The sequence below is a fragment of the Pseudoflavonifractor sp. An176 genome, assembly GCF_002160435.1.
In the GTDB taxonomy this organism is placed as follows: Bacteria; Bacillota; Clostridia; order Oscillospirales; family Oscillospiraceae; genus Enterenecus; species Enterenecus faecium.
On the sequence record NZ_NFKO01000002.1, the window covers coordinates 46,861 to 73,631 of the forward strand.

Annotated in this window: 19 protein-coding genes and 1 pseudogene; all 20 read left to right on the plus strand. The window is 56.2% G+C overall.

The features are described 5' to 3' along the window. Positions 1–292: 292 nt before the first annotated feature. The 20 genes and pseudogenes from queA to B5F12_RS01795 all read left to right on the plus strand — a co-directional run bounded on the left by queA (position 293) and on the right by B5F12_RS01795 (position 26,763). A complete protein-coding gene (queA, locus tag B5F12_RS01700) occupies positions 293–1,315 on the plus strand; it encodes a tRNA preQ1(34) S-adenosylmethionine ribosyltransferase-isomerase QueA (RefSeq protein WP_087229799.1) in 1,023 nt (340 codons plus the stop codon). A 23-nt stretch (positions 1,316–1,338) separates the two neighbouring features. Further along, the gene (gene tgt / locus B5F12_RS01705; protein WP_087229355.1) at positions 1,339–2,472 is read left to right on the plus strand and encodes a tRNA guanosine(34) transglycosylase Tgt; all 1,134 of its coding nucleotides are present in this window, start codon (positions 1,339–1,341) and stop codon (positions 2,470–2,472) included. 101 nt (positions 2,473–2,573) lie between these two features. Beyond that, positions 2,574–2,891 carry a preprotein translocase subunit YajC gene (gene yajC / locus B5F12_RS01710; protein WP_242954863.1) on the plus strand — a complete coding sequence of 106 codons (318 nt, stop codon included), beginning with the start codon at positions 2,574–2,576 and terminating at the stop codon, positions 2,889–2,891. Positions 2,892–2,994: 103 nt separating this feature from the next. After that, on the plus strand, positions 2,995–3,387 hold the full coding sequence (locus B5F12_RS01715) for a TIGR04086 family membrane protein (protein ID WP_158096723.1): 393 nt from the start codon (positions 2,995–2,997) through the stop codon (positions 3,385–3,387). Between the two features lie 167 nt (positions 3,388–3,554). Beyond that, entirely contained in the window at positions 3,555–4,031 is a 477-nt protein-coding gene (greA, locus tag B5F12_RS01720) for a transcription elongation factor GreA (RefSeq protein ID WP_087229361.1), read from the plus strand. Between the two features lie 36 nt (positions 4,032–4,067). After that, entirely contained in the window at positions 4,068–5,579 is a 1,512-nt protein-coding gene (lysS, locus tag B5F12_RS01725; protein ID WP_087229364.1) for a lysine--tRNA ligase, read from the plus strand. A 639-nt stretch (positions 5,580–6,218) separates the two neighbouring features. Next, entirely contained in the window at positions 6,219–6,431 is a 213-nt protein-coding gene (locus B5F12_RS01735) for a helix-turn-helix transcriptional regulator (protein WP_071442138.1), read from the plus strand. 39 nt (positions 6,432–6,470) lie between these two features. Further along, positions 6,471–7,883, plus strand: a complete 1,413-nt coding sequence (locus B5F12_RS01740) for a helix-turn-helix transcriptional regulator (protein WP_087229367.1) — start codon at positions 6,471–6,473, stop codon at positions 7,881–7,883. 45 nt (positions 7,884–7,928) lie between these two features. Continuing rightward, on the plus strand, positions 7,929–8,249 hold the full coding sequence (locus B5F12_RS11645; RefSeq protein ID WP_143482301.1) for a hypothetical protein: 321 nt from the start codon (positions 7,929–7,931) through the stop codon (positions 8,247–8,249). 54 nt (positions 8,250–8,303) lie between these two features. After that, on the plus strand, positions 8,304–8,630 hold the full coding sequence (locus B5F12_RS01745) for a hypothetical protein (RefSeq protein WP_087229370.1): 327 nt from the start codon (positions 8,304–8,306) through the stop codon (positions 8,628–8,630). Positions 8,631–8,667: 37 nt separating this feature from the next. Continuing rightward, positions 8,668–9,864 (plus strand): hypothetical protein, encoded by a 1,197-nt coding sequence (locus B5F12_RS01750; protein ID WP_143482302.1) that lies wholly within the window; start codon positions 8,668–8,670, stop codon positions 9,862–9,864. Between the two features lie 33 nt (positions 9,865–9,897). Further along, positions 9,898–11,034 carry a hypothetical protein gene (locus tag B5F12_RS01755; RefSeq protein WP_087229376.1) on the plus strand — a complete coding sequence of 379 codons (1,137 nt, stop codon included), beginning with the start codon at positions 9,898–9,900 and terminating at the stop codon, positions 11,032–11,034. Positions 11,035–11,086: 52 nt separating this feature from the next. After that, complete coding sequence (locus B5F12_RS01760; RefSeq protein WP_087229379.1) at positions 11,087–11,431, plus strand: hypothetical protein; 345 nt, start codon at positions 11,087–11,089, stop codon at positions 11,429–11,431. A 337-nt stretch (positions 11,432–11,768) separates the two neighbouring features. Next, positions 11,769–13,757 (plus strand): InlB B-repeat-containing protein, encoded by a 1,989-nt coding sequence (locus tag B5F12_RS01765; protein ID WP_087229382.1) that lies wholly within the window; start codon positions 11,769–11,771, stop codon positions 13,755–13,757. A gap of 349 nt (positions 13,758–14,106) precedes the next feature. Then, positions 14,107–15,936 carry an LPXTG cell wall anchor domain-containing protein gene (locus B5F12_RS01770; protein WP_087229385.1) on the plus strand — a complete coding sequence of 610 codons (1,830 nt, stop codon included), beginning with the start codon at positions 14,107–14,109 and terminating at the stop codon, positions 15,934–15,936. A 500-nt stretch (positions 15,937–16,436) separates the two neighbouring features. Further along, positions 16,437–16,910, plus strand: a pseudogene (locus B5F12_RS01775) (lysine--tRNA ligase); the annotation flags it as partial. A gap of 119 nt (positions 16,911–17,029) precedes the next feature. Then, positions 17,030–17,812 carry a hypothetical protein gene (locus tag B5F12_RS01780; protein WP_087229388.1) on the plus strand — a complete coding sequence of 261 codons (783 nt, stop codon included), beginning with the start codon at positions 17,030–17,032 and terminating at the stop codon, positions 17,810–17,812. A gap of 216 nt (positions 17,813–18,028) precedes the next feature. Beyond that, positions 18,029–18,883: an undecaprenyl-diphosphate phosphatase gene (locus B5F12_RS01785; protein WP_087229391.1), complete on the plus strand. Its 855-nt coding sequence runs from the start codon at positions 18,029–18,031 to the stop codon at positions 18,881–18,883. Positions 18,884–19,079: 196 nt separating this feature from the next. Continuing rightward, the gene (locus B5F12_RS01790) at positions 19,080–19,967 is read left to right on the plus strand and encodes a hypothetical protein (protein ID WP_087229394.1); all 888 of its coding nucleotides are present in this window, start codon (positions 19,080–19,082) and stop codon (positions 19,965–19,967) included. 400 nt (positions 19,968–20,367) lie between these two features. Beyond that, positions 20,368–26,763 carry a family 43 glycosylhydrolase gene (locus B5F12_RS01795; protein ID WP_087229398.1) on the plus strand — a complete coding sequence of 2,132 codons (6,396 nt, stop codon included), beginning with the start codon at positions 20,368–20,370 and terminating at the stop codon, positions 26,761–26,763. Positions 26,764–26,771: the final 8 nt, after the last annotated feature.

Consider the following 26,771-nt stretch of genomic DNA (forward strand, 5'->3'; position numbering starts at 1 on the left):
CGGGAAAGAAGTGGTTGAAACGTGGGCGGATGTTGTATTATAATAGAACAGTGTATGCGTCGAGGTAGAGGGACATCCGCTGTCCACCCAATTCGACGAAATACTTACTAGACATCATAACATTATCGCATTAAAGTGTCAATTTATCATTTCCATATCCGGCGAAAAAAAGGAAATTTTTTTCGTGTCCCCCGGCCCGCCCCAAGGTGGAAGCGGGGAGGGGACAGAGCATTGTATGTGTGCGCTCAAGAAGGTATGCCGGGGAAATGATGGCGAGAACGGTGGGAAAATTGTGAAAACATCTGATTTTTATTTTGATTTGCCGGAAGAACTCATTGCCCAGACGCCCCTGGAGCGGCGGGACGCCTCCCGGCTGCTGACCTTGGACAAGGTGACGGGCCAAACCCAGCACATGCACTTCTACGACCTACCCCGTCTGCTGCGGGCGGGGGACTGCCTGGTGCTCAACGACAGCCGGGTGCTGCCCGCCCGTCTGCTGGGCCACCGCAGTACCGGCGGGGCCTGTGAGGTGCTGCTGCTCATTGACCGGGGCGAAAAGGTCTGGGAGTGCCTGGTGCGCCCGGGCAAGAAACTGCACACCGGGGCCAAAATCACCTTCGGAAACGGGGAACTCACTGCCGAGGTGGTGGGGGAAGTGGAGGGCGGCAACCGCCTGGTCCGCTTCGACTACGAGGGCATCTTTTTGGAGACCCTGGAGAAGCTGGGCAAAATGCCCCTGCCTCCCTACATCAAGGAGGAATTGGAGGACTCTGAGCGATACCAGACGGTGTACTCCAAGGTGGTGGGCTCTGCCGCAGCCCCCACCGCTGGCCTGCACTTTACCCCGGAGCTGTTGCAGCAGGTCCAGGACATGGGGGTGAAGGTGTGTTATGTCACCCTCCACGTGGGCCTGGGCACCTTTCGCCCGGTGAAGGCGGAGGAGGTCACCGACCACGAGATGCACTCGGAGTACTGCGTCATCTCCCAGGAGACGGCGGACGTCATCAACGCCACCCGCGCCGCCGGGGGCCGGGTCATCTGTGTGGGCACCACCTCTTGCCGCACCATTGAGAGCTGGGCCAACCAGGACGGCTCCATGGAGGCCAAGGCGGGGTGGACCAACATCTTTATCTATCCCGGCTACCGCTTCAAGGTGCTGGACGGCCTCATCACCAACTTCCACCTGCCCGAGTCCACCCTCATCATGCTGGTGTCCGCCCTGGCGGGCCGGGAGCATGTGCTGGCGGCTTACAAAGAGGCGGTGGAGAACCGATACCGATTCTTCAGCTTTGGAGATGCCATGTTCATCTCTTGACATGCAGCGAAAAGGAGACACACATGTTTGAATTGTTGAAAACCGAGGGAAAGGCCCGCCGGGGCCGGTTCACCACTCCCCACGGCACCGTCCAGACCCCGGTGTTTATGAACGTGGGCACCCAGGGGGCCATCAAGGGTGGCCTGTCCGCCTTTGACCTCAAGGATATCGGCTGCCAGGTGGAGCTGTCCAACACCTACCACCTCCACCTGCGGCCCGGCGATGACGTGGTGCGCCAGATGGGAGGCCTGCACAAGTTCATGCGCTGGGACGGACCCATGCTCACCGACTCCGGGGGATTCCAGGTCTTCTCTCTGTCCGGGCTGCGCAAGATCACCGAAGAAGGGGTGACCTTTGCCTCCCACCTGGACGGGCGCAAGATCTTCATGGGTCCCGAGGAGTCCATGCGCATCCAGTCCAACCTGGGCAGCGACATTGCCATGGCCTTTGACGAGTGCGTGGAGAACCCTGCCACCTACGAGTATGCCAAGGCCTCCTGTGAGCGGACTCTGCGGTGGCTGAAGCGGTGCAAGGACGAGCACGACAAGCTCAACGGCCAGCCCGACTGTGTCAACCCCGGCCAGATGCTCTTTGGCATCAACCAAGGTGCCACCTTCCCGGATTTGCGCATCTGGCATATGCAGGAGACGGCTAAGGTGGAGTGCGACGGCTACGCCATCGGCGGCCTGGCGGTGGGTGAGCCCACCCAGGTGATGTACGACATCATCGATGCCGTGGAGCCCTATATGCCCCAGGACAAGCCCCGCTACCTCATGGGAGTGGGCACCCCCTCCAACATCATCGAGGCGGTGGCCCGGGGCGTGGATTTCTTCGACTGCGTCATGCCTGCCCGCAACGCCCGCCACGGCAAGCTGTTTACCTGGAGCGGGTGGATGAATATGAAAAATGAGCGGTATAAGACCGACGAGTTACCCATCGACCCCGAGTGTGACTGCCCTGTGTGCCGCAACTTCTCTCGGGCCTATGTGCGCCACCTGTTTACTGCCGGGGAGATGCTGGGGCTGCGCCTGGCTGTCATGCACAACCTGTACTTCTACAATAAGCTCATGGAGCGCATCCGTCAGGCCCTGGACGAGGGCACCTTCCAGCAGTTCCGGGCGGAATACTCGGAGAAACTGGCTCAGCGGATGCCCTGACGTCTGGAGCGGAAAATAGGGCTTGTGTTTCAGGGATAATCCGGGTATAATGACACGTGATGTATCTTTTTACAATCCACACATAGAAGGAGAATCGTTGTATGCCTGCCGAAGCAATGTCTAGTGTTCTTATGATCCTCATCATGATCGCCGTGTTCTACTTCCTGCTCATCCGTCCCGAGAGCAAGAAGAAGAAGGAAGCGGCCGCCATGCGCGCCAGCCTGAAGGTGGGGGACCAGATCACCACCATCGGCGGTATCGTGGGTACCATCTGTGCCATCAAGGAGGAGACCATCGTCATGGAGACCGGCGCCGACCGTGTGCGCATCGAGTTTACCAAGTGGGCCATCTCCAGCAAGGGCACCCAGGCTGAGCAGGATGTCACCACTCAGGAGAAGAAGGACAAGAAGGATAAGTAAGGTCCGCATGAGAAGCAACCCCTTTGCATATGGTGAAATAACCATGTGGAAAGGGGTGCTTTTTTTGCGCAAAGACGATGTGAAACCGGGAGGCCCGACCCAGATGGTTTTGGGTGTGGCCTTGGGTGGAGTTGTGGCCATTGGGGTGGAGCTGCTGGTGCTGTTGGCAGGTGCGGCGGCCATTTCCTCCGGGCTGCTGCGGGAGAATGCCCAGTTGCAGCTGGTGGCCATGGCCTGTGTGCTGGGCGGCCTGGTGGGCGGTGTGGTGTGCGCCTGCCGCTGGCCGGCCCGGAAGCTGTTGGGCGGCCTGGCTGCGGGCCTGACCTGCGGGGTGCTGCTGTGGGTCATCAGTGCGGCCCGGGGCGGGGGACAGGTGCTGGAGGTGCGTGGGCTGGTGGTGCTTACCTCCTGCCTGTGCGGCGGAGCCCTGGCCGGGCTGCTGTGCCTGCGGTTCGGGCGAAAGAAGCCCGCCAGCGTCCGGCGCAGCCGCGTGTGAGGGCGTGGAGAATTTGGCAGAGGGAGCCATTTCCCTCTGCCAAAACCCTTGACATTTGGGGAGAAACTCTCTATAATTCGTAGGAACAACTATAATAATATAATGGACTTTTTGTGGGCTGCCATCTGTTGCGGCTTCTATTTTTTATCGTTGAAAGGATGAACATCATGGCCAAGGAATACAAGCTCAGCGCAGAGCGTTTGGAAGAGTTGAAGCAGGAACTGAACTACCTCAAGACCGTTCGTGAGAAGGAAGTGGCCGACCAGATTAAGGAGGCCCGTTCCTTCGGCGACCTGTCCGAGAACAGCGAGTACGACGAGGCAAAGAACGAGCAGGGCAAGCTCTACTCCCGCATTGCCGAGATCGAGAACATTCTGGCCAACTGCTCCGTCATCGAGGAGGAGGCCGACAGCGACCCCGACACCGTGCGTCTGGGCAGCAAGATCACCGTCATGGACACCATGCTGGACGAGAAGGAGACCTACCAGGTAGTGGGCTCTCAGGAGGCCGACCCCATGAATGGCCGCATCTCCGAGGAGTCTCCCTTCGGCAAGGCCCTGTTGGGCAAGCGCATCGGGGACACTGTGATTGTGGACGCCCCCGCCGGAAACATTGAATACAAGGTCGTCAGCATCCAGCGCTAAGCGGAAGACGGACAGATAGAAGGAGAGAAGACAAGTATGTCGGAACACAACAACCAGAACCAGCAGAACGCCCAGGCCGAGCCCTCTCTGTCTGAGCTGCTGCAAATTCGCCGGGACAAGCTCTCTGCCCTCCAGGCAGCGGGTAAGGACCCCTTCCAGGTTACCAAGTACGATGTCACCCACCACAGCAACGAAGTGAAGGACAACTTCGAGGCCATGGAGGGCCAGGTGGTGCGGCTGGCCGGACGTCTCATGAGCAAGCGAGGCATGGGCAAGGCCATTTTCGCCGACCTCCAGGACGGCGGCGGCCGCATTCAGCTCTATGTCCGCATTGACGACGTGGGTGAAGAGGCCCTGGCCGCATTCAAGAAGTATGACATCGGCGACATTGTGGGTGTGGAGGGCGATGTATTCCGCACCAAGCGGGGCGAGATCTCCATCAAGGCCCACACCATCACCCTGCTGTCCAAGTCCCTGCTGCCTCTGCCGGAGAAGTTCCACGGCCTCACCGACGTGGAGACCCGTTGCCGTCAGCGGTATGTGGACCTGATCATCAACCCCGAGGTGCGCCGTACCTTTGAGATTCGTTCCGCCTTCGTCCGCCACGTCCGGGACTTCCTGGACAACCGGGGCTATATGGAAGTGGAGACTCCGGTGCTCAACACCATCTCCGGCGGCGCCACCGCCCGCCCCTTCATCACCCACCACAATACCCTGGACATTGACATGTACATGCGTATTGCCACCGAGCTGCACCTCAAGCGCCTGGTGGTGGGCGGTCTGGAGCGCGTGTACGAGATTGGCCGTATCTTCCGTAACGAGGGTATGGACACCAAGCACAACCCTGAGTTCACCACTGTGGAGCTGTACCAGGCCTATGCCGACTTCCACGACATGATGGACCTGTTCGAGGACCTGCTGAGTTCTGCTGCTCAGAAGATTCTGGGCACCTATCAGATTCAGTGGCAGGGCAACGACATTGACCTGACCCCCGGCTGGCCTCGCCTGACCATGGCCGAGGCCGTCAAGCAGTACACTGGCCTGGACTTCATGGCCATCACCGACGACGCTGAGGCTGTGGCTCTGGCCGCCTCCATCGGTGTGGAGCTGCCCGAGGCCGCTCCTGCCACCTGGGGCAACGCCCTGTACGAGGTGTTCGACCAGAAGGTGGAGGAGAAGCTCATTCAGCCCACCTTCATCACCATGCACCCCGTGGATGTGTCCCCCCTGGCCAAGCGCTCTCCCGCCGATCCCCGGCTCACCGAGCGCTTCGAGCTGTTCATCTGCCGCAGCGAGATGGGCAATGCCTTCTCCGAGCTCAACGACCCCATCGACCAGAAGCAGCGCTTCCAGCGTCAGGTGGAGCTGCGTGAAAACGGCGACGAGGAAGCCGGCATGATGGACGAGGACTATATCACTGCTCTGGAGTACGGTCTGCCTCCCACGGGCGGCCTGGGCATCGGTATCGACCGCTGCGTGATGATGCTCACCAACAACGACTCCATCCGTGAGGTGCTGCTCTTCCCCACAATGAAGCCTCTGGACTAAAAAATCCAGTAAAATCAAGGGTTTTCGGCATCTCAAATCCGAGTTGACAACAAATTGACAACAATTTTTCATATAATTTTGAAGAATTGTGAAGCAGAATGAATTGTTGTAAGGATAAAACACAATACAGTACTTGCTGTATAGAGAACACTTTTTGAAAGTAATTTCAGAAGGTGTTCTCTTTTTTTGTTAGGTCTGCTTGTGTCATGACATACGATGACATCAAACAGAAGGCCGATAAAGTTGTATATACTTCTCAGGAGTACACGAGGGGCTGTATGCATAAACGCAATCGCCATCTGGTTGATAACAGTTCTGCTTGTATTTCTTATCTCACAGAAAACAAGGGCGGAACTTTTTATACAGTGAACTACGCTAAGAGCAAAGGTGTCGAGGTAATAAACATTGCAGAGTAAACAGAAAATAATCGTACTCCTTTCCCCTGTATTTTAGCTTCTTCACCTCGTTGGAAATAAAAAGCGGTAAATGTCTATGGCTGTAAAAGGAGCCTGTAAAAGGAGCGGCTGCTTTCTTTTGGCTTAACATTCGTAAAAATATGTGACATCTCATAAAATCCATTGGCTTTTCACGATTTTTGTGCTATACTGTCTTCCATAAACAAGGCGGGAGATGAAGCGGATGGCTGTCCAGTACAACCGGCTGTGGAAATTGCTGATTGATAAAAAGATGAAAAAATCCGCCCTGACAGAGTTGGCAGATGTGTCCTCCTCTACGATAGCAAAGCTGAACCGGGACGAATATGTGAGCCTGGAGGTTTTGGAGCGGATCTGCCGGGCGCTCCGCTGTGACATCGGGGATGTAGTGGAGCTGACGGAAGAATCGGAGAAATAACGGGACGCCTGCAGCGGCTTCTGTGGAAAGGGTGGTACGATGAAAGGGGAACTGAGAAAGCCGGCGTCTGTCAACGCCATTCTGCTGATCGGTATTTTTACTTTTGTCTTTTTAGGGGCGGAATATCTGTTTGTCAATATGATTTCTCTGTCGGTGACGGAAGGGAGAACTGTCATTGCCCAGAACTATGCGCTGGGCGCCAGCGCCGTCGGCTTTTTCTTGTATCCGGCCATGGAACGCTGGGGCGGGAGGCGCTATAAAAGCGCGCTGACCTTTATCCTGGCGCTGGGTGCGATTATCTGTACCTTCATTGTCCAGCAGCATATCTCCTATGCGGCGACCATGACGGCAGGGATGGTGCTCTTCCTGCTGCTGGGCGTTTTCGGCAGCGCCGTCCACTATCTGGCTGCCGTCACCATAGACGGCGACAATGCATTGGCACGGCTGGCGGGGATCGCCTACGCCCTGGGAATTCTGCTCCAGTATGCAAACAACAACCTTGTCAACCTGGAGGTTGCGGAGGCGGCGTTTCTTTCGGTATTTCTGGCGGCTTTGAGCCTGCTGGTCATCCGAACGAGACAGGCTGCCCAAAGCCGCATCGAAATGACGGAGACTGCGGCTTTGGCCTCAAAATCAGAAACAGACATTTCCCTCACCCGGAAAAAACGGACGGCGGGCATTATGCTGGCGCTGCTGGTAGTGCTGATGGCCTGCGTGTTCAGCACACTGGACAATGCCGTGACTCTCCGTCATGCGAGCGGGACGGATATCGGGCAGTGGCCCCGCCTGCTGCTGGCATTCAGCGGCCTCGCCGCAGGCTTTGTCTTCGATATCCGCAAGCGGAAGTATATGGGGCTTATTATGTACTGCGTGATGATGATGTCGGTTCTGTCCATTGTGGTACTGAACCTGGGCGCTCCGTTCCTGATCGGACTGGTGGTCTTTTACCTGTCCTCGGGCTTTTTCGTTGTCTTCTTTACAGCGAGCTTTATGGAGCTTTCCCGGCATATGCGCCTGCCGTCGCTGTGGGCGGGCATGGGCCGCGCCATGAATAACGTGAGCGCCGCCCTGATCACCAACGGATCGGTGGCGCTGCTGGCCACTGGCAACAGCCTGGCCGCCATTGTCATCGCCCTGGTGCTGTTCGTGGCGGTCAGCGTTGCTATGGCCGTGTATACCGCCCGCATGAACGCCGTCATGGAGCCCAAGGAGCCGCCTGCTTCCCAAAAGTCGGACGAAGAGCGCAGGGAGGCGTTCATCGCAAAATACGGGCTGACCGAACGGGAATGGGATGTATTTTCCCAGATGATTTCTTCGGACAGCAGCGCCCAGGAGATCGCCGACTGCCTGTTCCTGTCCAAGCGGACGGTGGAACGGCATATCTCCGCCCTGTACGAAAAGACGGGCGCAAAATCCCGCATCACTATGTACCTGCTTTACCGTAACGATTAACATACAGGATAAAAGAACACCCTGCTTTCTCTCAGGAGAGGCAGGGTGTTTTTGTGTGCGGTAACGAATTGTCCTGATAAAAAACATCGTTTTCCCCACTTAAAAAATAAAATTTACGCCATTCGGCATCCGGGAAAGGAAAAATCAGGAACGAAAAGTACACCTCAACCCCTATTTGGAACGATTAGAAGTTGTGCATATATAAAGCCTCAAAATAGTTGCTTTGATTTATATAATATGCACAAATGGCGGTTGACCGCCATCGGTTTTTTGAAAAATGGCGGTTCACCGCCACCTGTTTTGATACGATTGGCGGGATTTACGCATAGACAATCCGGCCTCTTTTCACCTAAAATGAGGGCGTAAGCATCCACTTCCCGGCGTCTGCCGCGGTTCCCCAAAAATTCAGGAGGAGAAGAAATGATGGAATACGTTCAAAGAGAACTTCCCTATGTGCGCTCCTTTGTCCTGCGCTCGGTGTACGGCGTGCTGCGGCAGGAAGGGATTACTTTTGGGGAGGAAGAGCCGGGAAGGGTTATTGCCGAATGGAGAGAGGACGGAACAGACGTCTCCCTTTCCATAACGGCGGAGGAAAAAGCGTTTGGAACCGAACTGACGGTTTCGCTGCGCCGCCCCTGCGACGGGATACCGGAGCAGAGAGCGTACCGGCTTCTGCAGGAGATGCTGGACCAGATCGTCCGGCATTTGGAAAATACCCTGATGACGAAAGGGGAGGAAGACGCTTAGCCCTGCTGTCCGCACACCAGCTTCAGGAGGAAAGAGAATGAACGAACAAACCGATTTGATTCAATATACCAAAAAGCGAAGCCTCTGCAGGCGGCTGCTGCCGCTTCTGCTGGCGATGGGGTTGCTGCTTGTCGGCTGCTCCGGCGGGACGGAGCCTTCGGAGCCGTCTTCCGATACAGGCAGCTCCACAGCGTCCGCCAGCAGCACGCCTGCCGCTTCGGCGCCGGAGCCGGAACCTGAGCCGGAAACGCTGGAGCAGGAGCTTTTGAAAAAGCGGGGCGTCGCCTTTGACCAGTCGGATTACAAAACCTTTACCGGCGCAGAAGGCGTGCTGAGCCTGCAAACCGTCTTTTCGGATCTCAACCCCAAAAAGGCCGGCGGCAATCTGTCCAGCGTCTTCCTGTCCGGCGGAAAAATCTATCAGTACCGCTGCGACGCGACCCTGCCGGGGGGACAGAACTGCCGGGAGGTGGGAACCCTGCCCCTTGCGGAACAGCCCGTCTACCTCCAGGCCAACGATTTCAACGGCGCCGACCTGGAGGTGGTCTACCGGGGCGGCAAACGGTATTCGGTCAAGTCTGCCAGCAACAACGGCCCGTACACTGCGACGGAGAGCAAGTATCTCCATCCTGTCCTGACGCACGCCTGGCGCTACAACGCAGACGGAAAAACGCTGACCGAGGACGTCGGGCTGCGGGACAGAGCCCAGCGGATTGTGCACGTCGGAGGCAGCTATCTGCTGATCGCAGACGGGAAGCTGGAGGCGGCGGCAGAACGACAGCTCCCCTCCGAGAACTTTGAAGGGATTTATTTTGACGACGATGAGGACGGCTATATTGTTTACGAGGTGGCGGACGAGGCCGTGGGGGACGGAGAAAAAGCGGTTGCCATCTTAAATGGGAACATCCTGGCGACCGATCAGGCGTTTTACCAGATCATGTACGACGATATCTCCGAGAATGATCTGAGCTATGAGGAAAAGACCACCAACGCCGACGGCACCCCCGCCGCCTATCTCCCAAAATTCGGCGGCGGCAACCGCTACCGGCTTGTAAAGCTGGAGCTGCTGAGCCGGTATTACAGCGACGTGCTCACCATCGCCCATGATTATATCATCACGGCGGACTACAAGCTTCTCCCCGCCACGGAGGCGATAGGCGAGGACTATGAATCGGGCTACATCGCATACCCGCCGGATGTGATGGAGAAGCTCCTCGCTCTGGATGGCTATTGAAATGAATAAAAATCGATTAGGAGGCATTCTGCTATGAAAAAGAAAAGCGTATTATCCCTGCTGCTGGCGGCGGCGCTGGCGCTCTCCCTCGCCGGTTGCGCCGGGCAGGGGCAGCCGGGCGGAAAGGAGCCTGTCGTCAACAGCGACGGGACCATCACGAAAGAAGAAAACGACGTAAAAATCACTGAGACAGCGGCCAGGTCCATCGAAACCGAGCTGTATGAAACGGCGGATTTCAGCCTGCAGATCCCCAAGGGCTGGACAGTCACCAGCGGCGGTACGGCCATGTACCATTCCATCCGGGTGCAGGATCCCAGCCAGCCCCTCAACCAGATGTTTGTCCTGCTGAAGGCGGAGGGCCTGCTGCACAGCCAGGAGGGAAAGGACGCCTATGCGTATAACGTCACCATGGGGAACACATGGGCGCAGATGCTTTCCCAGGCGCCGGTGCTGACAACCCCCTCCACCGAAAACTTTTTCAAGCTGTTTTCGGAATACGCGGCGTTTGTAGAGCAGTGGGAGCCGAGCTATGCCGGCTATACCTTCCCCCGGTTTGACGGCTTTGCCGTGACCGACCGCTTTGCCTCGGCCAGCCTCCTGTCCTCGTATGCTCTGGGAGAAGAGACGCTGCGGGCGTCCTTTACCGAAAACGGCAAGGAAGGCGAGGGGATGTTCGCCGCGTCGGTGGTGGACTTCGGAAGCGTTGATATTGCCGCAGGACTGCCGGTAGGATATATCATCCCCTGGGCGGACGGCGGCTACTACATGGCATACAACGTCATGGCGGTCACCGCCGCGAAGGATACCTTCATCGAATGGGAGAGCGTCCTCACCAAATGCCTTGGAACGCTCGCCTATTCTGAGAGTTTCGTAAAAGCCACTGAGCAGGCCGGTGAAGAAAAGGTGGCGATGTCAAAGGAAATCAGCCGCATCACCAACGAGAGGCTGGAAATCATCATGGCGGCCTGGGAGGACCGGAACGTCGAGCAGGACATCACCAGCCAGATGCAGAGCGACGAAACCGGCGGCTACGAGCGCGTGTACGACACGCAGACCGGCGAAATCTACCGGGCGGAGGCCGGATGGTATGAAAGCACCGGCAGTGACCGCTACAAGCCGGTGACTGAAACCAAAATGTATGCAGAGCCCATCAGCGGTTACATCGAATAGGGAAGCGGCGGAAAACCGCAAACAAGGAATACATGACAAGGAGGGAAACGGAATGCGTCAGGTGAAAAGGCTCCTTCCCTATGTCCGGCGGTATGTGCAGATGGCCGTTTACGACGTGCTGGACGCGGAGGGGGCGGAATACTGGAAGAATGAAAGCGGCGCGGTGGTCGCCCGGCTTTCGGTTTACGGGAACGTCAGCACCTTCAGCCTTTCGACAGAGATACAGGATGTGGGGACCGGACTGACGGTTTCCATGCGTGAACCCTGTCCCGGCCTGTCGGCCCAGGGAGAGGAACGGGCGGTGACCGCCGTAGCCGATAAGGTTGCCCAGTACCTTGAGAACGAGCTGATGATCAACCGCCGCTGTTTCGTGCCGGACCGACATTATGCCGTATAGGGAACCGCGGCCGGCCCCAAGCGTGAAATTCTGTCCGAAATGCAGGGCGCCGCTCTCCCGCAGAGCGCTCCAGTGCGATAAAGGGCAAAACGCCGTCTATATCGTTCTGCTGGTCTCCTGCGGCGTACTGGGAATACTGGACTGCAGGCGGAAAAAGGTGGTGGTCGAGGAATAAGGCTGAGAGATAAAACAAAACCGGCAAAAGCGCCTGCAGGCGGGGCTTCATGCAAAACCTGTCCCAGGCAGCCGGCAGGAAAAATTTTTAGAAGGGGCGCCCCTTCTATCCTTTGCTTACACCAAAGGATAAACAATCTTATTTGACAAGGAGGAAACAATCATGAAGCGAAAAATACTTGCAGGTTTGCTGACGCTTTGCATGGCGGCGGGAATGGCCGTACCGGCAGCCGCAGCCACTACGCCTGCTGAACAGGAGCCGGGCGCGGAGGGACCGCAATACACACACGTAGACCACGTTTTGAATGAGGATACGCCTAGAACCGACATGGATATACTGGTTATGCCCGGCGAGAGTTTCACCGCACAGCCCAACATAGACATTCACAAGGGCAATTGCGGGTGTATCACGGCGGACTATCAGTATTGGAAGTATATAACTACGGTTAAATTCATGAATGCAGACCTGTATTTGGGATATGTTAATATTCCTAATTCTAATTACAGTGCTCATGAACCGAGGTATGTAAGTGATGGCTATTTAACAACCAGCACGCCGGATTTGTCAAAGCTGGAACCCATAACAAAATATTATGACAATGCGATAAAGATTGCCATTGAAAACAAGTTATTAGAGATCGACCCATCAGCCTATGGGGAAGAAGAATATAGTAATTTACAGTCCGCTTTGGAAGCGGCATGCGAACTTCCGGGGCATACTTTCAATGCAGGATATGTTAACAATACTGGTTTACCCATGCGTTTAGACGCTTGTTATGCCGGCGGCAAGGGAGCCGAAGGCGAGGAAGTGGGCACAGAAGGCTGCGGACACGTCGGTCATGGGCCTGTACAATCGATGTATGGCGGAGGTTTCTCTCAGTTCTATGTTACCTTTTATGAGCCTTATTACAATATAAACTATGAAGGCGTGGAAAACTATTTTACCGAGGAAGAATTGGCGGATTTGCCTGACCGCTATTATATCCAGCGGGAAGAGCAGCAGATTGTTCTGCCAAATCCTGTTCGGCCCGGCTATCATTTTAAAAACTGGAGAGAATCAGGGTATGATACAATTATTGGTTCGGGTGAAACAAAAACGGTAAAAGACGGTAAAACCTTTATAACCTTTGATTTTGAAAACGGTTTAAAATACGGGGCAGGGGACAAAAACTTGGCGCCAATCTTTACAAGAGGCTGTACGGTTACTTTCAATCCCAACGGCGGAGCATTGAAGGACGGGGAAAAAGCTGTCCGTGAAATTGACGAGACAGGCACAGAAGACAGCAAGTTCTTCGATGTCAGCACAGTAGCTCCTGTGCGTGAGGGTTATACCTTTGCGGGCTGGTCTTTCTCGCCGTCTGGCGAACGTAACAGCATAATTGCAAACACCGCAAATTCTAACTGGTTTGCCGATTGGGAAAGCTATTACCGCAGCTTACAATACGGTGAAAACCCCGCTTCCACCAGTATCTATGACATACAGCTTTATGCTGTGTGGGAGAAAAATGTTACCGAGCTGACCGACTCCGACACCAACGTTTCCATCTCCCTGACCGACGGTGTGCCGGAGGACGCGACCCTTTCCGCTGATACTATCGCGCAGGAAAGCGTACTGGGAAGCCGTCCGGAACTGAAAGAGGAGCTGCCGGGCCTGCTGTCCATTTACGACATCAGCGTCCGCCAGAATGGGGAAACCCTTGAAATCAAGGACAATCCCATGACGGTGAAAATCCCGCTGAACGACCACCTGAAAGGCTACAAATACTATCAGGCGGTGTATCTGGGCGACCCATTGGAACGCTTTGACGCGGTGGTGGAAGGAGACTTCCTCGTGTTTGAAACCGACCATTTGAGCCAGTACGCAATCCTTGGTTCTAACCCCACCGACCCAACTGACCCCACTACTCCAACAGATCCCACCGATCCGGCTGGGCCGACTGACCCGACCACCCCGACAGACCCCGCTGACCCGGCTGACCCAACCGACCCAGCCAAACCCGAACAGCAGGGCAAGCCTTCTGGGCAAACAGAAAACCCCCAGACTGGGGACAGCAGCGATATGGCGCTGTGGATCAGCCTGATGCTGGCCTCCTGCGGCGGATTGCTGGGAATGCTGTTCTACAAACGGGAAAAAACAGCGGCCGGGAAATAAGGCTTAAAGATAAAACAAAACCGGCAAAAGCGCCTGCAGGCGGGCTTCGTGCAAAATCCACAGCCCGCCCCGGCGCAGCCGGTATCCTTTTCAAGAAGGAATATCCCTTCTATCCTTTGGTATGCACCAAAGGATAGAAGGAATATCCCTTCTATCCTTTGGTATGCACCAAAGGATAAAGAACTTTAACTGCGGCAAAGAAGGTTATTCGTTCCGCCCTGGCTGCCTGAACCGGCGCACCGGGGAACGGATGGCATAGAAATACAGAAAAAAAGGCGGTGATACCCCAAAGAGAATGATCAAACCGTTTATTCACATAAATGTTATCTTGAAAGGAGAAAAATCAGTTATGAAATTGAAGCGAAAACTGCTTGCAGGACTGCTGACGCTTTGTATGGCTGTTGGAATGGCTGTGCCGGCGTTTGCGGAGAACGGCCCCTCGTCCGGGGACATGAGCGCCGCATGGGTGCAGCTGTATGACAGCAGTGTAGAAGAACCCGATGGCAGCTATTTTGGTTATGTACTTTATAGCAACGGCGGCGAGGCTGACACGGTGGAGGGCGCTGTCTATGACAAGGCTACCAACACCATCACCCTGACAAACTACAACCACCCGGAAATGACCCTTGCCACCAACGAGATGGGCGACGATTTGAAGCTTCATCTGGTGGGTGACAATCATATCGCCGAACTGATTGTATGGGGCTTCGGCTGGGGCGGCAATCTGGAAATTACCGGAGACGGCTCCCTGACCATCAATGAAAACAAAACGTCTCAGACTGCGGCGATCCGCTTTATGGCCGAGGGAACACAGGGTCTGCTCAAGGTCGGCTCAAACGCTTCTGTGACAGCGTATAAGAGCGCAGGTGAAAACACTTATTCTGCGGCCTTTGTATCGACAACATCCTCAACCCTTCCCTTCACAGGTAATCTGGAAACAGAGCTTGCCCTGACCGCCAATTCCGGCATCGAGGGGGAGACCACCGAATGGGAAAATGTCATATATGAAAGTAACTATGTTGCTCAAGACTGGAAGGTTCTCACCAAGGGCGAGGACGGAAAGAAATACGGCGTTAGTTACGGAACAATCTACACCGACAGCGATTTAACAAACGGCAAGCCTGTGGGCTATATCCACGAGCTGGTGAAGGTGGAAGGACTTCCTAGCCAAAAAGAATATCTTGCCGTTCAAATTGCTACCGTTGACGGACTTGAAAAGGACGCTCTGCCTGAGGGATATACCGACTCAGGGGAAACCATCAGCGCCAAAATAGGCGATATCAGCTCTATGACAGTGCTGATCAAGGACGGGCAGAGGTTTTATTGGGGAGCAGACCCGAATCATTCCCAGTGGTTGGTCTATCAGACCGCCGTTGATAACGTAACTGCGGAGGATTGGGGTCAGACAATCCTGACAAAAATTGTAGTGCCTGTGGCTGGAGAAGGCGTCAGCGGTGCGACCGAAGAAGATATTCCGGCAGGCTATACCACCAACGTGGTAAAGACCGGCATGTATAGCTACTACTGCACCAATGATGTGATCAAAGTATCCCCGTCCGGGACTTCTACCGATCCGGGCACTGATCCTGGAACAAAACCTGGTGAGGATACTGGCGCCAAAGATCTGACTGCTTCCGAAACCGGTGTTTCCATCTCCCTGACCGATGGAGTGCCAGAGGGTGCAGAGCTTTATGCCGACACCATTGCACAGGAAAGCGTGCTGGGAAGCCGTCCGGAACTGAAAGAGGAGCTGCCGGGCCTGTTGTCTATTTACGAGATCAGCGTTAGAAAAGACGGTAAAGCTCTGGAAATCAAGGATAACCCCATGACGGTCAAAATCCCGATGAACGACCACCTGAAGGGCTACAAATACTACCAGGCGGTATATCTGGGTGAAGAGCTGGAACGCTTTGATGCAGTGGTGGAAGGTGACTTCCTGGTGTTTGAGACTACCCATCTGAGCCAGTATGCTATCCTTGGCTCCAACACACCGTTTGAAACCAGTACGGTTCAGGACGGAGAGCAGACCGGCGCGGGCGATCAGTCTTCCGATACAACGATTCCGCAGACCGGGGACGGCAGCAACATGATGCTGTGGATTGGTCTTCTGGCTGCATCCGGAGCCGGCGTCTATGGCATGACGCTTTACAGCAGAAAGAAAAAGGAACAGAATATATAACATTTTACAGCCGCCATCAGACAGATGGCGGCTGTTTTTGAGCCATAAAGTCTTTTCTTACGGTGCAGTATTCAAAGGGCGGTAAAATTTGACATTATACAGCATTTTGTTGTTTGTTCTTGTCTAAACTTGCGACCGACTACGAAAATTCTACGGAAAATCTCGGAAAAATCTACAAAATTAGACGGTATAATCCCTATATCAACAATTATGAACGGGGATAAACATACCGGGCGGTTGTCCTATCCCCGCAGGGGGATAAAATGCCGGGGATAAAAAAGCAAACGGAAGCGTGATCTCAATTGGAGCGAATCTGAAATGAGGGCAACGAGCGAAAAGTATCGCCTTAATTCCTATGACGGCGAAGAACTGCCGTTTGAGAACTATATGAAACTTGACAATACAAATCCGGCTCCAGATGAAGTTGCAAAAATGATTAAAGCACTCTTTTCAATCGAGGAGTAATTTACCGAAAGACGATGTACGAATTGTTGGGAAAACTTTTCCCCACCATGAAGCCTCTGGATATGCCCAAGAAGTCCGAGAGCGCCGCTGTGGCCGCTCCTGCTGCCGCTGCTGAGAAGGTGGAGGAGAAGATCGACTTCTCCAAGGTGGAGATCGAGCCTCTGTTCTCCGATTTCGTGGACTTTGAGACCTTCTCCAAGTCTGATTTCCGTGCCGTGAAGGTGCTGGCCTGCGAGGCTGTGAAGAAGTCAAAGAAGCTGCTGAAGTTCACTCTGGACGATGGAACCGGCACCGATCGGGTGATTTTGAGCGGAATTCATGAGTATTATGAGCCCGAGGAGCTGGTGGGCAAGACCTGCATCGCCATCACCAACCTGCCTCCCCGGCCCATGATGGGCATTGACTCCTGCGGCATGCTGATTTCCGCTGTCCACCACGAGGAGGGCGTAGAGAAGCTGCATCTGCTGATGGTGGATGACCACATCCCTGCTGGTGCCAAGCTGTACTAAGCATCCCAACGGATTTTGAGATGTTAGAGAGCCCCGTGAACGATCTGGTTCACGGGGCTCTTGCCTGTGTATGGAGAGTAGGGTATGATGGGGGTACGTGTAGAGGGGAGGGATGATGTTTGAAGAGAGAATATGCGGAGGCATACGTCAGGTGGTATCATGAAAAAACAGTGAACATAAACTTTTTGTTTACGATGGTAGAGTTATATCTACCTTTTGCTGTTCCATCCGTTGCATTTGCTCATGTCAGCAAAAAATTTGTATCAGCTGTTCTTTTAGTTGCAGTAATTTTATTTCAGAGCATTGTTGCAATTATACTGAAAAGAAAATTCTCTCGGCTAACGTACTACCAGCAATTTCTGCTGACAGGACTGGCTACGCTTTATACTTCATTTGTATTCCTATTGCTCTCTATATCTTATGTGGAAGTGTCTGAATTTTGGCCTGGGTACTACGTAATATTTCCAGCAGCATGGCTTCTGATTGTTGGTGTAAATCTTGGATGGACTTGGTGGCGTGTTAAGAGTGGGTATTATGTTGGCAGAGAAGAAGGAAAAGAACCTCAAAAACTGGCTGGCTCTGTGCTTATCTTCTCTGTTGCTGGAGTTATAGTTGCTCGAATGACTGGCCCGCTGTTGGGACAAACAGCGATTCGCACTATCGTGGTATGGGGCATTTTTATCCTTAGTGCGTTGTTTACGGTGGGATGTCCCAATCTTCTCAAAGCGCATCTGGTTCGAAAGTATCAAATTTATGGGGCATCGGTAGAAGCGTATGAGCCGGACACAGAGAAGAAAAAGCCGTTACTCTTACGGATTTTCCTGGTGTTGCTGGTTGGAGCTTTGATAGTGATTGGAATACCTTTGGCCATAGACATCATAACACATTATTTGGGAGTATGATAACGTTCAACTTTCTTCAAGTGGACAATTGCAAGAGGGCGTTTAAGAAATTTCTTAAGTTTTCGATTTACACTGGATTAATGGCGCGCCAAATGGTATGATATCAAAGATAGGCTCAGCCGTTGTGCAGGAACGTTGTGGGGATGTGTCCCCATGATACCTGTGGGCAAAACACGGCGAACGTGTTGGAAATCTGACATACAAGGGAGTTTTTCTATGCTAGTATTGGAACTGTTGAAGTCTCTGTTCCTAGGCGTGGTGGAGGGCATCACGGAGTGGCTGCCCATCAGCTCTACGGGACACCTCATTTTGGTGGATGAGTTCATCAAACTCAACGTCACCACGGAATTTATGGATATGTACCGCTATGTAATTCAGCTGGGCGCTATTCTGGCGGTGCTGCTGCTGTTTTTCCACCGGCTCAATCCATTTTCTCCCCGCAAGTCTGTCCGCCAGAAACGGGACACTTGGAACCTGTGGGGCAAGGTGGTGCTGGCCTGCATCCCCTCTGCGGTGGTGGGCCTGCCCCTGAACGACTGGATGGATGAGCACCTCATGACCCCCTGGGTAGTGGCCGCTGCTCTGATCATCTATGGTCTTGGGTTCCTCTATGTGGAGAACCTGCACCGTACCCCCTCCGTTCGCAGTACCGGAGACATCACCTGGAAGACCGCTTTGCTTATCGGCCTGTTCCAGACTCTGTCCATCATCCCCGGTACCTCCCGTTCTGGAGCCACCATTCTGGGCGCCATTCTCATTGGCTGCGCCCGACCCGCCGCCGCTGAGTTCTCCTTCTTCCTGGCCATCCCCACCATGGTGGGCGTGAGCATTCTGAAGCTGGGCAAGTTCTTTGCCGAGAAGCTGATGGCAGGGGAGCCCGTCTTCACCGGGGAAGAGGCCGCCATTCTGGCTGTGGGCTTTGTGGTGTCCTTTGTGGTGTCGGTGGTATGCATCCGATTCCTCATGAACTTTGTGAAAAAACACGACTTCAAGATTTTTGGCTGGTATCGCATTGTGCTGGGCGCGCTGGTGCTGCTGTTCTTCGGCGTGCAGGCGCTTCTGGCTCACTGATTGGTATAAGAGAGACGGTTTCTCCCATGGGAGGAACCGTCTCCTGTCATTTGACTTTATTTCTGAAACTGTGGTATGATAAGGGCCAATTCCAGAGGCGGTGTGAGAGACGCCGCCCAAGAAGGCGAAAGTGGTGAAATTAGAATTGAATCCAAATCATGGGCTACAACCCAGAGAGGAGTCAAGAGAGAGTCATATGCAGCGCAATGGGCAGGGCGAGGCCCAGCATGCGCTGCGGGAGCTGGTACGTCGCTACGGCACCAAAGTGCTGGGCGACCCCAAGATTGGCCAGCTGGCCCGGGCCAATCCGGCCCTGGCGCCCTATGGAGCGATGTTAGAGGCCTTTGCCAGAGCGGGCCTCTATGCAACATACCTGGACCATGTGGAACAGGGCAGGGAGAAGGACGCTGCTATCCGTGCTGCGGCGGACCGCCTGGCCCCCGTGGATACACCCCAGCGGGCCGCCGCAGAGTGGGTGTGTCGCGTCAACTGGCGGGTGGTGGAGCGCCGCCGTCCCAGCCCCAGTGCTCCCGCCCCACAGCAGCGCACCAAGCAGCGGCGGAGTGCACCGTCCCGGTCCATCTCCCTTCCGTCCTTCAAATTCAGAAGGTCTAAAAAGAAAAAAGAGGAGAAGGACGGGCATCCCCTGTGGGCCACGGTGCTGTGCATAGCACGAATGCTGTTGGGCCTGGGGCTGATGGCGGTGGTGCTGTACAAGAGCGGAGCGGTGTCCCTGCTGGCCCGGATGGACGAGAACCTGTGGCGTCATCTGCCTGAGACGGTACAGCAATTCATTCTCCACGCCCCGCCTGTAGCCTGGGAGCGCTGGCTGGTGGAGAGCTTGGCCCAGCGGCCACCCATGCTGGAGTTTGCCAAGCTGGTGTTGCGCCAAGCCTGGTATCCCGCTGGAATCGCCTGTCTGATGCTGTGGGGCGGCTACCTGACGGTATTTGCCCCTCTGGCAGCCCATCAGGGCCAGGGGCTGATTCGGCAGATGTTGGGCGGAGCAGTGGCCCTGGTGGTGCTGGCCATGTTGTCTCTATTTGGCGTGTCGGCGCTCTATGCCATTGCCTTTCTGTGGTGAGAACCCCAGCTACTTCTATTCTGATGAAAAGTCCGGTGCAGAACGTGACGTTCTGCGCCGGACTTTTGCTATCTTCATGTTTTGTAGTGGTAACATTTCCTGCACGATAGAAACCGATAGGGCGGAAGGAGAAGAAAAGAGAGAATATTTTTAGGAAAAATATAAAATTGTATAATAAAACCAATTGAGCAAAGTTGCCTGTGGGTATCCAGAGGGCGGGATTATATTTCTTTTTGGAAACAATCAAAGGGACATAACATGTGATGTACCGGAAATTGAGTGAAATCTACAAAATTGTATTGTTGGCTCCTCACAAATATGTAAAAAATGTGCGCTTTTCGTTGACTACAAATTTAGGAAGTTATATGATGAAATCAATCTTATAACATAGGAGGGGCATATGAAAAAGCAAGTTCTTTCAATGTTGCTGGCGGCAGGCATGCTGTCCAGCTACGTGGCAGTTCCTGGCATGGTGCAGGCCAAAGCGGCTTCGCCAGAGGACAGCCTCGTGGCCAATTACCAGTTCAATGGTAATTGGCAAGATTCCGTCCATCCCGGCACCGTGGGTACTGGAGAAGGCTCCAGCCAGCCCACCCTCGTCACCGACGATACCCGGGGCGAGGTGATGAAGTCGGGCAGCGGGAAGAGTTGGGTCAAGACCGACAACCCGCTGTACGGCGAAGACCTGTCCGGCGGCTTTACGGTGAGCGCATGGATTGACGCCAACGCCGTAGACACCTGGCTGGGCATTTGGAGCTTCTCTTCCGGAACAGGCAACGCCGACGGATTCTATGGCATGTCCAGCAACGGCAGCATCTACTTCAACGACAATCCCGGCGCCGCCACCTATCAGGACATGAAGGAGTTTGGCGGTACCGTCACCAAGGACGGCGGCTGGGAGCATGTCACCGTGGTGATGGACAACCAGCAGATTCGCATGTATAAGGATGGGGCTCTGGTCAAGGAGCTGACTCCCTCCACCCAGGGCGTCAACCCGGGGAAGGGTACCGACTACATGCTGGACTTTGTCTCCACCACCCAGTTTATCTATCTGGGCACCGCCAGCCCCCACTACTGGAACTCTGGGGACTTCAAGATGGACGACTTCAAGGTCTATTCCAAGGCCCTCACCGAGGACGAGGTGCGCACCGAGTACCTGTCCGACGAGACCGAGGCTGCTGCCATTGTGGCTGAGGATAAGGCTGCTCTGACCGTGGCTGACATGGCCAGCATGGACCTGACCCTGCCCACCGTGGGCAGCAGCGGCTACACCACTATCTCCTGGGCCTCCAGCAATCCCGATGTCATCGCTCCCGATGGCACCGTAGTGCGCCCGGAGGAAGACACCCAGGTGACCCTCACCGCCACCATCTCCCTGGGTCAGGTGTCTGACACCAAGGAGTTTACCGTGACGGTGCCCAAGCAGGACCCCAATGGCGATCTGGCCATTTATCGGGACCAGCTGACGCTGGGCACTGGCTATATTGCCGGAGACCTGGAGCTGCCCGACTCCATCGGGGCTGCCTCCATCACCTGGACCTCCAGCGATGAGGAGTTTATCACGTCTGAGGGCAACGTGACCCGCCCCCAGAACGGCAACGCCGCTGTGACCCTCACCGCCACCCTGAGCCTGGATGGGGCCGACGATGTGACCAAGGACATCAAGCTGGTGGTGCTGGAGCAGGGCGCGGACATCGCCTCCTATGTGAGCAATGACCCCGATCTGTCCACCGATGGCCTGCGTGGCCAGACCGGCGGCATGAAGATCGCCCAGGTGGAGGCAGACGGCACCTTCACCGCTCTGCACAAGGACCAGCCCATCCTATACACCACCCTGGGGGCCAAGGCCTATGTGTCTCCCGTGCTGCTGCGCAAGGCAGATGGAGACCGCTTTGCCATGATCGCCGGGGATGGCGGCAACAACTCCACCATCCTGGTGTACGACTCGGACGATCTCATCGACTACACCAACGAGCGCACGGTGTCCCTGCCCGGCGTGTCCAGCATCGCCAAGCTGGCGTGCGTGTACGATTTGACCGCAGAGGAATACCTTTTGTATGTAGAGGACAAGGCTGGGACCGTGCACCAGTACACCTCCGAGGATTTGTCTGTGTTTGAAAAGGCTGAGAGTACAAATTACACCTTCACTAGCCTATCTGGTGTGCCCTCTGACGCTGTGTGGGCCACCTCCATCCCCCTGACCCAGGCGGAGTATGACAAGCTCACCGCCACGTACTCCAACCCCTATAACACCTCCATCACCCCGGTGACCCAGGAGGTGACCGTGGAGGAGAATAGCGATGCCCAGCAGGCTCTGGATGAGGCTGTGGGTGAGCTGATCGCCCAGTACTCCAACGGGGAAGAGCGCACCTACGATGTGCGCTGGAATACCTCCGACCTGGACAAGGTGGACACCAGCCGTCCCGGCGTGGAGTACACCATCCGGGGTACCATCGGCGGCAGTGCCTACTACACCGATGCCCAGGACCCCCTCATTGAGGAGCGGGCAGACCCCAGCATTACCTATGACGAGGAGCGGGACCTGTACTACTTCACCGCCTCCTATCCCGTCAACGGCAAGGACGGGGCGGACGGCTATGACCGCCTGGTCATCCGTGTGGCGGACACCATCGAGGGTCTGGCCGACGCCCAGGAGTATGTGATCTGGGACGAGAGTGAGAGCCAGGGCTTTGGTCAGTTCATCTGGGCCCCCGAGCTGCACAAGATCGGCGACTCCTGGTATTTCCTGAGCACCGCCGCCCGGGTGGAGAGCGGGTACAGCTTCGATCTGCGCCCCTTCCTGCTCAAGTGCAACAACGCCGATGACATCACCAACCCCGACAGCTGGGGCGAGCCGCAGCGCATCAGCCTTAAGGCCGGGGACACCACCGCCCTCAATGCCATGTCTCTGGACATGACCTACTTTGAGGTGGGGGACAAGGCCTACTACGCCTGGGCCGACTTTACCCGCAATGCGGACAACCCCAACGGCGTGTCCAGCATCTACATCGCCAGCGTGGACCCTGCAAACCCCACCCAGCTGACCAGCAACTGCTCGGTCATCTCGGTGCCGGAGTACTACTGGGAGCTCCAGCGCTACACTGTCAATGAGGGGCCCTCTGTGCTCCAGAACAATGGCAAGGTGTACATGGCCTTCTCCGCCTCCGGCACCGGTGCGGAGTACTGCATCGGCCTGCTCACCGCGGATGCCACCAGCGATCTGCTGGACCCCGACTCCTGGACCAAGACCCCCTATCCCATCATGACCAGCGGCGACTTCAACGACGAGCTGTGCGGCCCTGGCCACAACTCCTTTACCGTGGATGAGGACGGCAACCCCGTCATCGTCTACCACGCCCGCAACGCCGCCGAGCACGCCAACCACAGCGGCGATCCCCTGTACGACGCCTGCCGCCACGCCTACGTCAAGCCCGTGTTCTTTGATTCTGAGGGCGTGCCTGTGCTGAACATGTCCGATGACGAGTTTGTGAAGGGCGGTTCTGAGATCACCGTGACCCTGAAGGTGGCCGGTGAGGCCCAGGAGGCCCAGCCCGTACTGGAGTACAACTTTGACGAGGACTGCAACGGCCAGACCGCCAAGGACAGCGTGGGCGACAACGACGCCACCCTGGAGGGCGGCGCTGTGTACGCCCAGGACCCCGACTACGGCCAGGTGCTCTACTTGGACGGCGACAGCAGCGACGGCTGGGGCGGCCATGACAGCTATCTGGCCTTCCCCGAGGGCTTCTTCGACGGCATGGACAGCGTCACCATCTCCATGGACGTCAAGGAAGTGACCCGCTGGGGCAACTTCTTCACCTTTACCATTGGTCAGGACAACCAGAAGTACCTGTTCCTGAAGACCATGCCCACCAACCTGAAGTTGGCCATTACCACCGGCAGCTATAGCACCGAGCAGATTGCCTCCTGGAGCGGCGCCTATCCCGACAACAGCCGCACCTGGATGAACCTCAAGCTGGTGGTTACCAAGGACAGCATTAGCATGTACCGGGACGGTGAGCTGGTGGCGGAGAAGCAGAACACCGGCATCAGCATCTCCGATCTGGGTGACAACCTGAAGGCCTATCTGGGCAAGTCCTTCTACGGGGAGGACCTGTACTTCCGTGGCTACTTCGACAATGTGAAGGTATTCGACTATGCCATGTCTGAGTGGGAGGTCAAGACCTCTTATGAGCAGGATGAGGCGGACCGTCTGGCCATGCTGGAGGACGTGCAGCGGGTGGCCGAGACCTTTGCCATCCCCAACGCCGACGACATCCGGGGCAACATCACTCTGCCCCAGGAGCAGGACGGCGTGAGCATCACCTGGACCTCCTCCAACGAGGACGTCATCAGCACCGCTGTGGTGGAGCATGAGAACTACGACGCCACCCCCGCCGGTGTGGTCACCCGTGGCCAGGAGGACCAGACCGTCACCCTCACCGCTGTGTTCTCCAAGGAGGGCCAGACTTCCGTGACCAAGACCTATGACGTGGTGGTCAAGGCCAAGGCGGAGGAGGTCACCGAGGACGACTATGTGGGCTACCTGTTTGTCCACTTCACTGGTAATGAGGCCTCTGCCTCCCACGAGCAGACCTACTTCTCCATCAGTGAGGACGGCCTGAACTGGACCGACCTGAACAACAACCAGGCGGTGCTCACCAGCAACATCGGTGAGAGCGGCCTGCGGGACCACTTCATCGCCCGCGCTCCCGAGGGCGACAAGTACTACATGATCGCCACCGACCTGAGCATCTACCACAACGGCGGCAACTGGCCCGGCGCTGGCGGCAGCGGCAGCCACGGCATTGTGGTGTGGGAGTCCACCGACCTGGTGAACTGGAGCGAGCCCTGGATTGCCGAGATCGCCCCCGAGAACGCCGGATGCACCTGGGCCCCGGAGTTCATCTATGATGACACCACCGGGGAGTATGTGGTGTACTGGTCCGCCACCTCCATTGAGCTGGACGAGGAGGGCAACATCGCCCAGGAGTATGAGAACCACGCCATCTACTACAGCAAGACCCGTGATTTCCGCACCTTCACCGATCCCGTGCTCTACCACGCCGGCGGCACCGATGCCAACGGCAAGCGCATCAAGGTCATCGACTCCACCATGATCGAGGACGATGGCAAGTACTACCGCTATACCAAGAACGAGAGCCGGGGCATCATCGAGATTGACGTGGCCGACTCCGTGCTGGGTGCCTTCACTCCCATTGAGTCTGTGGACCTGAGCACCAACCTGCCCGCCGCTCAGGGCGCTGTGGAAGGCCCCATCATCTTCAAGCTCAACGAGAAGAGCGCAGAGGGTGAGGACCAGTGGTGCCTGATGGTGGACCGCTTCGCCAGAGGCCAGGGCTACTATCCTCTGATTACCACCGATCTGTCCTCCGGGGAGTTCACCATGCTGGACGACAGCGAGTACTCCATGCCCAGCAAGTACCGCCACGGCTATGTGATGCCTCTTACCGCCAAGGAGTATGACGCCCTGCAGCGCGCCTATGGCTCCGAGGACTATGTGAGCACCTATCGGCTGGAGCAGACCCTTGAGGCTGCCAAGGGCACCGACATGGACGCCCTGACCCAGGACAGCGCCCAGGCTCTGACTCAGGCCATCGCCGCCGCCGAGGAGGCCCTGGCCACCGTTCAGACCACCCAGGAGGCGGACGCCGCTGCCCAGGCCCTGCAAGAGGTCATGGACAACCTGACCTATCAGGAGGACGTGGTGCTGGAGTCCATCCAGGTCACCGCTCCCAACAAGACCGAGTACACCCAGGGCGAGGAGCTGGACCTCACCGGTATGACCGTCACCGCCACCTACAGCAACGGCACCACCCAGGATGTCACCGCTCAGGCCAGCGTCACCGGGTACGACAAGGACCAAGTGGGGGCTCAGACCATCACCGTCACCTACACCGAGGACACCATCACCGTCACCGACACCTTTGTCGTCACCGTGACAGAGGTGGAGCAGCCCAGCAATGTGGACAAGACCCTGCTGGAGAAGACCATTGCCTATGCAGAGAAGCTGGACACCACCGGGGTCACCGACTCCGCCGGGGCTGTCTTCCAAAAGGCTCTGACCGAGGCCAAGGCCGTGATGGCCGACACCGAGGCCACCCAGGAGCAGGTGAATGCCGCTTGGGACAACTTGCTGGAAGGTATCTGGGGTCTGGGCCTTGTCCAAGGCGACAAGACTCTACTGGAGCAGCTCATCACCAAGGCCGACGGCATGATGGCTGAGGCCGACAAGTATGTGGAGACCAACTGGCAGCAGCTGGTGGACGCTCTGGCCGCTGCCAAGGACGTGGCCGCGGATGGGGATGCCATGGATGAGGACATCCAGCCTGTGGCGGAGGCTCTGCTGAATGCCATCCTGGCCCAGCGCTTCAAGGCGGACAAGTCCATCCTGGAAGGCCTCATCGGCAAGGCTGAGGGCATGGACCTGACCGGATACACCGCCGAGTCTGTGGCCACCTTCCGCACGGCCTTGGTCAATGCCCAGGCTGTGATGGCAGATGCCACCCTGTCTGAGGACGACCAGGCCAAGGTGGACGAGGCTGTGGCCGCCCTCACCGCTGCTATGAACGGCCTCACCGCCCAGGGCGAGACTCAGCCCTCGGACAAGCCCGAGACCACCGACAAGCCCCAGACCACTCAGAAGCCCGACGCTGAGGGCGGAAGCGTGCAGACTGGGGACCAGGCCAATGTGGTGCTGCCCGCAGCGGTGGCCCTGCTGGCTCTGGTAGGACTGATGTTTGTGGTCAGCTTTGGAACAAAGAAACGGGGGTAAAGACAGCA

Coding starts and splice junctions, on each gene's coding strand:
- tgt (WP_087229355.1), top strand. CDS start 1,339: ATGTTTGAATTGTTGAAAACCGAGGGAAAGGCCCGCCGGGGCCGGTTC.
- yajC (WP_242954863.1), top strand. CDS start 2,574: ATGCCTGCCGAAGCAATGTCTAGTGTTCTTATGATCCTCATCATGATC.
- B5F12_RS01715 (WP_158096723.1), top strand. CDS start 2,995: ATGGTTTTGGGTGTGGCCTTGGGTGGAGTTGTGGCCATTGGGGTGGAG.
- greA (WP_087229361.1), top strand. CDS start 3,555: ATGGCCAAGGAATACAAGCTCAGCGCAGAGCGTTTGGAAGAGTTGAAG.
- lysS (WP_087229364.1), top strand. CDS start 4,068: ATGTCGGAACACAACAACCAGAACCAGCAGAACGCCCAGGCCGAGCCC.
- B5F12_RS01735 (WP_071442138.1), top strand. CDS start 6,219: ATGGCTGTCCAGTACAACCGGCTGTGGAAATTGCTGATTGATAAAAAG.
- B5F12_RS01740 (WP_087229367.1), top strand. CDS start 6,471: ATGAAAGGGGAACTGAGAAAGCCGGCGTCTGTCAACGCCATTCTGCTG.
- B5F12_RS01745 (WP_087229370.1), top strand. CDS start 8,304: ATGATGGAATACGTTCAAAGAGAACTTCCCTATGTGCGCTCCTTTGTC.
- B5F12_RS01750 (WP_143482302.1), top strand. CDS start 8,668: ATGAACGAACAAACCGATTTGATTCAATATACCAAAAAGCGAAGCCTC.
- B5F12_RS01755 (WP_087229376.1), top strand. CDS start 9,898: ATGAAAAAGAAAAGCGTATTATCCCTGCTGCTGGCGGCGGCGCTGGCG.
- B5F12_RS01760 (WP_087229379.1), top strand. CDS start 11,087: ATGCGTCAGGTGAAAAGGCTCCTTCCCTATGTCCGGCGGTATGTGCAG.
- B5F12_RS01765 (WP_087229382.1), top strand. CDS start 11,769: ATGAAGCGAAAAATACTTGCAGGTTTGCTGACGCTTTGCATGGCGGCG.
- B5F12_RS01770 (WP_087229385.1), top strand. CDS start 14,107: ATGAAATTGAAGCGAAAACTGCTTGCAGGACTGCTGACGCTTTGTATG.
- B5F12_RS01785 (WP_087229391.1), top strand. CDS start 18,029: ATGCTAGTATTGGAACTGTTGAAGTCTCTGTTCCTAGGCGTGGTGGAG.
- B5F12_RS01790 (WP_087229394.1), top strand. CDS start 19,080: ATGCAGCGCAATGGGCAGGGCGAGGCCCAGCATGCGCTGCGGGAGCTG.
- B5F12_RS01795 (WP_087229398.1), top strand. CDS start 20,368: ATGAAAAAGCAAGTTCTTTCAATGTTGCTGGCGGCAGGCATGCTGTCC.